Source organism: Streptomyces sp. NRRL WC-3618 (assembly GCF_001280005.1).
In the GTDB taxonomy this organism is placed as follows: domain Bacteria; phylum Actinomycetota; class Actinomycetes; order Streptomycetales; family Streptomycetaceae; genus Streptomyces.
The window spans coordinates 1-8,706 of the sequence record NZ_LGDW01000120.1 but is presented as its reverse complement, the minus strand read 5'-3'; the positions used below and the strand labels follow the sequence as shown (position 1 = coordinate 8,706).

Sequence of the window (8,706 nt, the reverse complement as noted above, 5' to 3'; positions counted from 1 at the left end):
GCGCCAGGTCTTGAGGTTGGCGAAGCCGTGCTCGACGGCGGCGCGTTCGCGGCTGAGCAGACGGTTCGCCTCCTTCTCCGCGTCGGTGAGCTGGTGGTTGCGGGTGGCCTTGCGGCCGGTGATGATCACCCGGTCGTCGTCGGGCTGGTCGTGGAGGCCGACGAAGCCGAGGTCGGCCAGGGCGCCGAGGCCGGTTTCGCGAAGGTGTGCGGTGATCGTGTCGTGGCGGGCGGTGGTGATCTCGCTGGACCGGCCGGGCCGGGCCGAGGAGATCCAGATCAGATTGCCCTTCTCGTCGGTCAGCGCGAGAAACAGCAGGCCATGGGCCTTGTGTTTCCCGCTGTAGTTCTGCGGTTGTCCGCTCCGGTGCGGCGCCGGGTGCGGATCAGGGTCCGTCCAGCAGGACGACCACGCCGCCCCGTTGCGCGATCTTCTTCAGGGCGCGGTCCAGGCGCGGGGCGCGGGTGGCCAGCAGACGCAGGACCTCCTGCACCCAGCGGCGCACGGTGGAAGCGGAGACGGCGTTGCCGCCGGCCATGTCGGCGAGGCTCTGGTCATGGCGGAGAACGGCGAGCACGATCAACGTCTGAGTGCCCGCGGGGACCTTGCGCCAGCGGGTGCCCAGCCGGTTGCGTTCACGGCGTATCAGATCCCCGACGAGGTCCAGGGTCCGCTTCGACACCGGGAGCCGGACCTGGTAGACAGCGTGCTGAGCGCCCTCGGCGGAGCTGGTTGTCTTCACACACACCCCAACTTCCGCCGGGGGCCCTCTTGTTACGGCAGAAATCAGCCGGTCCACTCGCGTTCCGGCCGGTCAGCGTGGCAGGTAGCGGCCCGCACCGGTCCTCGGCAGCCAGCCCCGGTCGGCGAGTTTGCGCAGCTGGCCGCGGACCGGCTCGACCTTGCCGGGAGCGAGCTCCCGGCCCAGCGTGCGGGCCACGTCCTTCGCCATCATCGGACCGCCCGCATCGGTGACGATCTCCACAACCCGCCGATAGTCCGAGGCCAGGACCTCCAGACCCATCCCGTCAACGCGGTCCGGGACCAGCCGCATCCCGGCCGCACCCGGCGTCAAGACCACCGGCCCCACCACGACCGGCTCCGGCTCCGGCTCCGGGTCCGGGTCCGGGTCCGGGTCCGGCTCCGGCTCCGGCTCCGGCTCCGGCTCCGGCTCCGGCTCCGGCTCCGACTCCGGCTCCGGCTCCACGATGCCCGACGGCCGGCGTCCGCCGTCGGTCGCCTCGGCCCACTGCCCGTACACCACCTCGGCAGCCTCCGGCCGGGCCACCTCGACGTCGATCTCCGCCAGTTCCTTGCGCAGCAGCTCGGCCCGCTCAGCCAACATCACCCGCCGTTCGATCGTCCACGTCAGCACATCCGCCATGAACAGCCCTTCTCCGGTCCGGCCTTCCCTCTCGGAGCGTACGAAGAGACCACCGCCCGAAAACCGATTCCCGCAGAACGAGCCTGAGACGGACGATCACCTGCTAACGATCTCGCCTCCGGCCAGCACGAGCCGGCCACCACACAGCCACACCAGCCCCCGTGACCTGCAAAACTCAGGATGGCAGGGCTTCAATGATGGAATCAGGCACGCGTTCTGGGGGGCGCGAGGTGCCAGGCGCCTCGCGCCCGCAGGGGACCGCCACCGCTGGCCCTCGCAACAGGCCGGGGAGGAGCGGGCCGGAGGGCAGGATCAGGAGGGGATGATCTGCCACTGCTCCCGAGCGGCGTTGGTGTACGTGTACTGGTTGATGTTGGCCCCGTCGGCGGTGGAAGCGCTGTCCACGTTGAGTGAAAGACCGCTGAGCCGGTTGGTGAGGAAGTAGTAGCCGTCGCCGGTGGGCGTCAGGGCCCAGTGCTGCTGGGGAACGTTGGCATCGGCCCATATGGCGACGTTTCCGCCGTCGACGCGGGAGAGCCCTGCGACCTCCATGAGCTTGCCGCTGTTGACGTTGCGGATCTTGAAGTAGCCGTCGCCGGTGCTCACGAAGGTCCACTTCTGGGCCGTGTTGTTCAGCCAGGGCCACTGCTGGATGTTGGTGCCGTTGGCGGTGCCGAGGTTGTACACGTCGGCCACCTTTCCGCTGTTGCGGTTGACCAGCTTGTAGACGGTCGAGTTGCCGGGGAACGTGCTGGAGACCAGGGCGGGCTTGACTGACCGGCCGCCGATCCTGACGCCGCCGATGTTCGCGTAGCCGCCGGTGGCGGCATTGACCTGGATGCGCACGAAACCGACGTTGCGGTTCGTCCACTCCACCAGCTTGGTCGTCGCGTCGCCGGCCCAGGTGCCGGTGGCGGCTTGCGTGAAGGTGACGCCGTCCGTGCTGGTGTAGATGGTGTACGACGTGATGTCGCCGTCGGTGGTGTTGGACCGGTTCCACTGTTTGGGCAGGTATTCCAGGGTGGAGACGTTGCTCCAGACCCCGCCCAGGTCGATCGTGATCGACTGTGGCAGCGACAGACCCCAGGTGGACCAGCAGGTCTCGAAGGATTTGTCGCTGAGCCCGTCGATGGCGTTGAGCGGGCCCTCGCCGGTGTGGAAGGCGGTGGCGTAGGCATTGACCGGGTTGACCGGGTGCTCGCAGCGCAGTTGCTGGGTCGGCAGCGGGGCCCGGGAGGTGTTCGGGCTCCACGCGGCGCCGACACCGGCCAGGCGGTTGACGATGTTGGTGTCCAGTACGCCGTTGCGGTTGGGCGGGCAGTTGAGGATGAACGAGGTGTACTTCGGTTCCAGGTCCGCGAGATGCGACAGGATCGCCGCCTGGCTCATCGGGTCGGTGGTAGGCGTGGAAGGGTGCCAGAACCAGCCGTTGCTGATCGTCTGTCCCTGGAGGGAGGCGTAGGTGTTTCCGGCCGGCGAGGTGACACCGAGAGGTTCTTCGAAGTAGATCGCGTCGCCGAGCCACGGTTGCGAGAGCCCGCCGTGGTCGATCATGACGATATTCGGCTGCAGCGACTTCACGTGTTCGCGGATCCGCTGGTAGGAGACGGCCTGCTGGCCCATCTGCCAGGCGTAGCCGTCGGTGATGAACATATCGATGGTGCCGTAGTTCGTCAGCAACTCGGTGATCTGGTTGAGGATGAAGGTGATGTCCCCCGGCTGGATCTCCTCGGTGGCGGCGACCCCGTGCCGTGTGTCGTAGGCCTGCACGTTGTAGGTGCGGTCCCAGATCGAGTAGTACAGGCCGACTCTGAGGCCCTGAGCGCGGAACGCGGTGACGTAGGCCTGCACGATGTCGTGCTTGTAGGAGCTGTTCGCGACGTTCTGCGTGCCGTAGGCGCTCGGCCACAGGGCAAAGCCGTCGTGGTGCTTGGTCGTCAGGACCCCGTAGTCCATCTTCGCGGCGGCGGCCGCAGCCGCCCACTGCGCGCAGTCGACGGCGGTGGGAGCGAACAGCGTGGGACTCTGGTTCGGCGCGGCCCACTCCTCGTTCGTGAACGTGCCCAGGTTGAAGTGGTTGAACATCCCGAACCGCAGGTTGGCCAGATTGGCCAGATTGGTCTGCAGGTCAGCGGCGGATGCTTCGGCCAGAAGGCCGGAGAAGGCGGGAAGAACGGGCAGGGCGGTCGCTGCTGCCGCAGCACCCGCGGCAGTCAGAAGCGTACGGCGGGACAGTCTTCCTGACGACATGATCTCACTCCTGTTTTGTGTGCTTTATCCCTGGCTGAGCTGTACACCGTGAGAGATGACCAAATGCGTATCGCCCGGTTCTCGCACCTGCGGGCAGTCGGCGAACTCCCAGGTGCTGCGAACGACGGTTTGTGGGTGGGCGTGGACCGGGTCGAACAGCACCCCAGGCCGGAGGCTCCGGATGTTAACGATGAACTTCGGCCACATATCCCACGGATGTCAACACCCGCACAGGGATGAAAGACAGGAAACATAGCCTATTTGTCATCGATTGCACCTTATAAGGTGCCTCACGTGGGCTCAGACATGGCATGTCTGGGCCAACGGCGATCGAGTCAGGGGGTCGCACGGCGAAGCGCCGACGAAGGCAGAGATGGGATGGATCACGAGGTGGGAGCCTGTGCCCGCCACCGTTCTCTACTCGTTATCTGGTTTTTTGTGCCAGTGGTCGCAAACGTCTGGACACGGAGAAGGATTCACGCCTATAAACATCCCATGTCTAGAGGTGACGTCATCTGGCGTTCGCATCCCCGAAACATTGCCCGCCCGTCCAGCCGTTCCGCGTGAGGAAACAAGCCATGAGACTCAGAACCGCACTCTGCACCGCCGTCTCGGCCACGTCCGCCCTGCTGCTGATCAGCGCCTGTGGCGGAGGTTCCGCCTCCACGTCCGCCGGCGGTGCCCCGCTGGTGGGGGTCGACTACCCGCGCTCCGACACCGACTTCTGGAACTCGTACATCAAGTACACGCCGGAGTACGCCAAGGAGCTCGGCCTCTCGCTCAAGACCACCAACTCGCAGAACGACGTCGCCAAGCTGACCGCCAACGCGCAGACGTTCATCAGTCAGGGTGTCAAGGGTCTGGCGATGGCCCCGCAGGACACCGCCGCCATCGCGCCGACGCTGGCGCAGTTGGAGGCGAAGAAGATCCCGGTCGTCACCGTGGACACCCGCCCCGACGCCGGCAAGGTCTTCATGGTGGTCCGCGCCGACAACCGGGCGTACGGGGAGAAGGCGTGCCAGTACCTGGGCACCAAGCTCGGCGGCAAGGGCAAGGTCGTGATGCTGGAGGGCGGCCTGGACTCCATCAACGGCCGTGACCGCACCGAGGCGTTCAACGACTGCATGAAGAAGGACTACCCGGGCATCAAGGTGTTCGGCGAGGCGACCAACTGGGACGGCGCAGTCGCGGCCCAGAAGCTCCAGACGGACCTGACGGCCAACCCGGACATCAAGGGCGTCTACATGGAGTCGAGTTTCGCGCTGCCGGGCACGCTCCAGGTGCTCAAGCAGAAGGGCCTGCTGGTCGACCCCTCGGACAAGAAGCACGTGTTCGTCGTGTCCAACGACGGCATTCCCGAGGAACTGAGGTCCATAGGCGAGGGCAAGATCGACGCCACCGTCTCCCAGCCGGCCGACCTCTACGCCAAGTACGCCCTGTACTACCTCAGGGCCGCGATCGACGGGAAGACGTTCAAGCCCGGCAGGACCGACCACGACAGCACGATCATCCAGGTCCGCGAGGGGCTGCTGGAGGACCAGCTCTCCGCCCCGCTGGTCACCAGTGACGGCGGCACCTACGGCGGTGTGCCCAGCCTCAAGAGCGACGACAAGTCCCTGTGGGGCAACAACCTCAGCTGATGGTTCGTCAGGAAATCAACGGTTCACGAGTACAAGGCGGTTGAGATGAGCGACGGGGAGCGAGCAGTAACCCCCGCGCCCGCCCCGGCGGACGGCGGGCGGGTCCCGGTCGACCCGCCTGTCGTCGAGGCGACGGGCATTGTCAAACGATTCGGTCCGACGGTGGCCCTGAACGGCGCCCGGATCACCATCCGGCCCGGTGAGACCCACGCGCTCGTCGGCCGCAACGGAGCCGGCAAGTCGACCCTGGTCTCGGTCCTCACCGGCCTCCAGGCCCCGGACGAGGGAACGGTCTCCTTCGGCGGCACCCAGGCGCCGCGGCTCACTGACCGCGACGCCTGGCGCAGGCGGGTTGCCTGTGTCTACCAGAAGTCGACGATCATCCCCACGCTGACCGTCGCCGAGAACCTCTTCCTCAACCGGCACCACCACGGAGCCGGCCGGCTGATCAGCTGGCAGGGCGTGCGCCGCCGTGCGCAGGAGACGTTGTCGACCTGGTCGGTGGACGTCGACCCACAGACTCCTGCTAACGAACTTAACGTGGAGCAGCGGCAGTTCGTCGAGATCGCCCGCGCGCTGTCTTTCGGCGCGCGGTTCATCATCCTGGACGAACCCACCGCCCAGCTCGACGCGGCCGCCATCAACCGGCTCTTCGACCGCATCCGCGACCTGCAACGCCAGGGCGTGACCTTCCTGTTCATCAGTCACCACATCCAGGAGATCTACGAGATCTGCGACATGGTGACCGTGTTCCGTGACGCCCGGCACATCCTGACCGCGCCGGTGACCGAACTCCCCCGAACCGAACTCGTCGCCGCCATGACCGGCGAGGCGGCAGCCGACCGGCGCGAGGTGCGGGCGAGCACTTTGGACACCGGTGCCACGGTCGCGCTGGACGTCCAGGGGCTGAGCGGCGAAACCTACGGCGATGTCACCTTCCAGGTGGGGGCGGGCGAGATCGTGGGACTCGCCGGGGCCACGGTGAGCGGTCGTACGGAGGTCGCCGAGACCGTCGTAGGGCTTCGGTCCGCCGACGGCGGCGAGGTGGAGATCGCCGGGCGGCGGCCCCGGCCGGGCAGCGTGCCCGCGGCGCTCGCCGCCGGCGCCGGATTCGTCCCCCAGGACCGCCACCACCAGGGCTTCGTCCCCGACATGTCGATCGCGGACAACGCCACCCTGTCCATCCCCAAACGGCTCGGCTCCCACGGTTTCCTGAGCCGCGGTCACCGGGACCGCCTCGCCGAGGGCATGATCGAGAACCTCGCGATCAAGACCCCTTCAGCGGACCTGCCGGTCTCCGCGCTGTCCGGAGGCAACCAGCAGAAGGTCGTCATGGCCCGCGCCCTGGCCGACGATCCGAAGCTGCTGGTCCTGATCAACCCGACCGCGGGCGTGGACGTGCGCTCCAAGGAGTTCCTCCTCGACAAGGTCGAGGAGACCGCGCGGACCGGCACCGGAGTGCTCATCGCCTCCGACGAACTCGACGACCTGCGCATGTGCGACCGGATCCTGGTGATGTTCCAGGGCCGAGTGACCTCAGAGATCGCCCGCGGCTGGCACGACCACGACCTCGTGGCCGCGATGGAAGGAGTGGACCTCAATGCCTGAATCCGTTCTCGCGGACAAGCCCGCCTCAGAGGCCGCGGAGCCGAGAACCAAGCCGACCGCGCTGTTCGGCGGCCGGATACCGGTGGCCAGGCTGCGTGACCTCGCGCTCGTCCCCGCGATCGTGGTGATCGCGATCGTCGGACAGATCGTCAACCCGATCTTCCTGCAGGCCGACAACCTCATCAACGTCCTGCAGACCATGTCCGAGATCGCGCTGCTGGTCCTCGCCCAGACGATGATCCTGATCGTCAAGAAAATGGACCTGTCACTCGAGTCCACCATGGGCCTCGCGCCCGGGGTCGCGGCCTGGCTGGTGGTGCCGGCCGGCGCGGGACACGGCCTCGGCCTGCTGCCCGGCGCCTGGGCGATCCCGGTCACCCTCGCCGTCGGCGTGCTGATCGGCGTGGTCAACGCCGTCCTGATCATCCGCTTCGGCCTCAACGGCTTCATCGTCACCCTCGGCATGCTGATCGTCCTGCGCGGTGTCCTGACCGGCATCTCCGGCGGCCAGACCTTCTTCCAGCTGCCGGAGTCGATGCTCTACCTGGGCACCGCCGAATGGTTCGGGATGCCGGCCTCCATCTGGCTCTGCCTCACCCTGTTCGCCATCGCCATCGTCGTCCTCGGCTGGACCAGCTTCGGCCGCTCGCTCTACGCCATCGGAGGCAACGTCGACGCCGCGAAGGCGGCCGGCATCCGCACCGACCGGGTGCTGTGGATCGTCATCGTCACCGGCAGTGCGCTCGCCGCCCTCGCCGGACTCCTGCTCTCCGGACGCCTGGCCTCCGTCGCCTCCGCCCAGGGCAACGGCTACATCTTCACCGTCATGGCCGCCGCCGTCATCGGCGGGATCAGCCTCAACGGCGGCAAGGGCACCATGTTCGGGGCCTTCAGCGGCATCCTGCTGCTCTTCATGATCCAGAACGTGCTCACCCTGGGCGGTGTACCCGCGCAGTGGATCGGCGCCCTCAACGGCCTGATCATCCTGGTCGCGCTGATGATCTCGCGCATCACGGGCGGCAAGGCCCAGGAGTGACTTCGGGCGGCCGTCGCCAGATCCACCTGTGACCGCGCGGCCGCCGGACTCTCCGTCGTTCCCCATCTCGTCGCAGGGCCGTTCGCCCCTGCCCCCTAGGAGTTGCCATGTCCTCCACCGAGTCCCCCGTATCGGCATCCGCCCGCATCACCGCCCTGGACGTCCTCGACGTGCGCTTCCCGACGTCCGAGCACCTGGACGGGTCGGACGCGATGAACCCCGAACCCGACTACTCCGCCGCCTACGTCGTCCTGCGCACCGACGCCGGCGACGGCCTGGAGGGCCACGCCCTGGCCTTCACCACCGGCCGCGGCAACGACGTCCAGGCCGCCGCCATCGCGGCCCTCGCCCCCCACGTGGTCGGCCTCTCGGTCGAGGAAGTCTGCGGCGACCTCGGCGCGTTCTCCCGCTCCCTCGTCCACGACCCCCAACTGCGCTGGCTCGGCCCCGAGAAGGGCGCCATCCACATGGCCACCGGCGCCGTGGTCAACGCCGCCTGGGACCTGGCCGCCAAGCGCGCCGGCCAGCCGGTCTGGCGCTTCCTCGGCGAGATGTCACCGGAAGACCTGGTCGCCCAGGTCGACTTCCGCTGGCTCAGCGACGCCCTCACCCCCGAGGACGCCCTGGAGATCCTGCGCCGCGCCGAACCCGGCCGCCAGGAGCGCATCGCCCGCCTCCTGGAGCGCGGCTACCCCGCCTACACCACCACCCCCGGCTGGCTCGGCTACTCCGACGAGAAGCTGGCCCGCCTGGCCCGCGAGGCCGTCGCCGACGGCTTCACCCAGATC

General features: G+C 67.8%; 6 protein-coding genes and 2 pseudogenes. 4 read left to right on the top strand and 4 right to left on the bottom strand.

Annotation, left to right across the window (positions count from 1 at the left end; genetic code table 11):
• The 4 genes and pseudogenes from ADL01_RS44690 to ADL01_RS15060 form a co-directional block, all read right to left on the bottom strand.
• Positions 1-327, bottom strand: a pseudogene (locus tag ADL01_RS44690) (transposase family protein); the annotation flags it as partial.
• A 58-nt stretch (positions 328-385) separates the two neighbouring features.
• Positions 386-742: a hypothetical protein gene (locus ADL01_RS43720; protein WP_159049524.1), complete on the bottom strand. Its 357-nt coding sequence runs from the start codon at positions 740-742 to the stop codon at positions 386-388.
• 72 nt (positions 743-814) lie between these two features.
• Complete coding sequence (locus ADL01_RS46120; protein WP_053742504.1) at positions 815-1,384, bottom strand: hypothetical protein; 570 nt, start codon at positions 1,382-1,384, stop codon at positions 815-817.
• Between the two features lie 312 nt (positions 1,385-1,696).
• A complete protein-coding gene (locus tag ADL01_RS15060) occupies positions 1,697-3,634 on the bottom strand; it encodes an alpha-L-fucosidase (RefSeq protein ID WP_053742503.1) in 1,938 nt (645 codons plus the stop codon).
• A gap of 578 nt (positions 3,635-4,212) precedes the next feature.
• On the opposite strand from ADL01_RS15060, the gene ADL01_RS15055 reads away from it, so the two are divergent.
• The 4 genes and pseudogenes from ADL01_RS15055 to ADL01_RS15040 form a co-directional block, all read left to right on the top strand.
• Positions 4,213-5,274 (top strand): sugar ABC transporter substrate-binding protein, encoded by a 1,062-nt coding sequence (locus tag ADL01_RS15055; protein WP_053742502.1) that lies wholly within the window; start codon positions 4,213-4,215, stop codon positions 5,272-5,274.
• 45 nt (positions 5,275-5,319) lie between these two features.
• Positions 5,320-6,882, top strand: a complete 1,563-nt coding sequence (locus ADL01_RS15050; protein WP_053742501.1) for a sugar ABC transporter ATP-binding protein — start codon at positions 5,320-5,322, stop codon at positions 6,880-6,882.
• Positions 6,875-7,918, top strand: a complete 1,044-nt coding sequence (locus ADL01_RS15045) for an ABC transporter permease (RefSeq protein ID WP_053742500.1) — start codon at positions 6,875-6,877, stop codon at positions 7,916-7,918. Before ADL01_RS15050 ends, ADL01_RS15045 begins: the two co-directional genes overlap by 8 nt.
• Positions 7,919-8,025: 107 nt before the next feature.
• Positions 8,026-8,706, top strand: a pseudogene (locus tag ADL01_RS15040) (fuconate dehydratase); the annotation flags it as partial.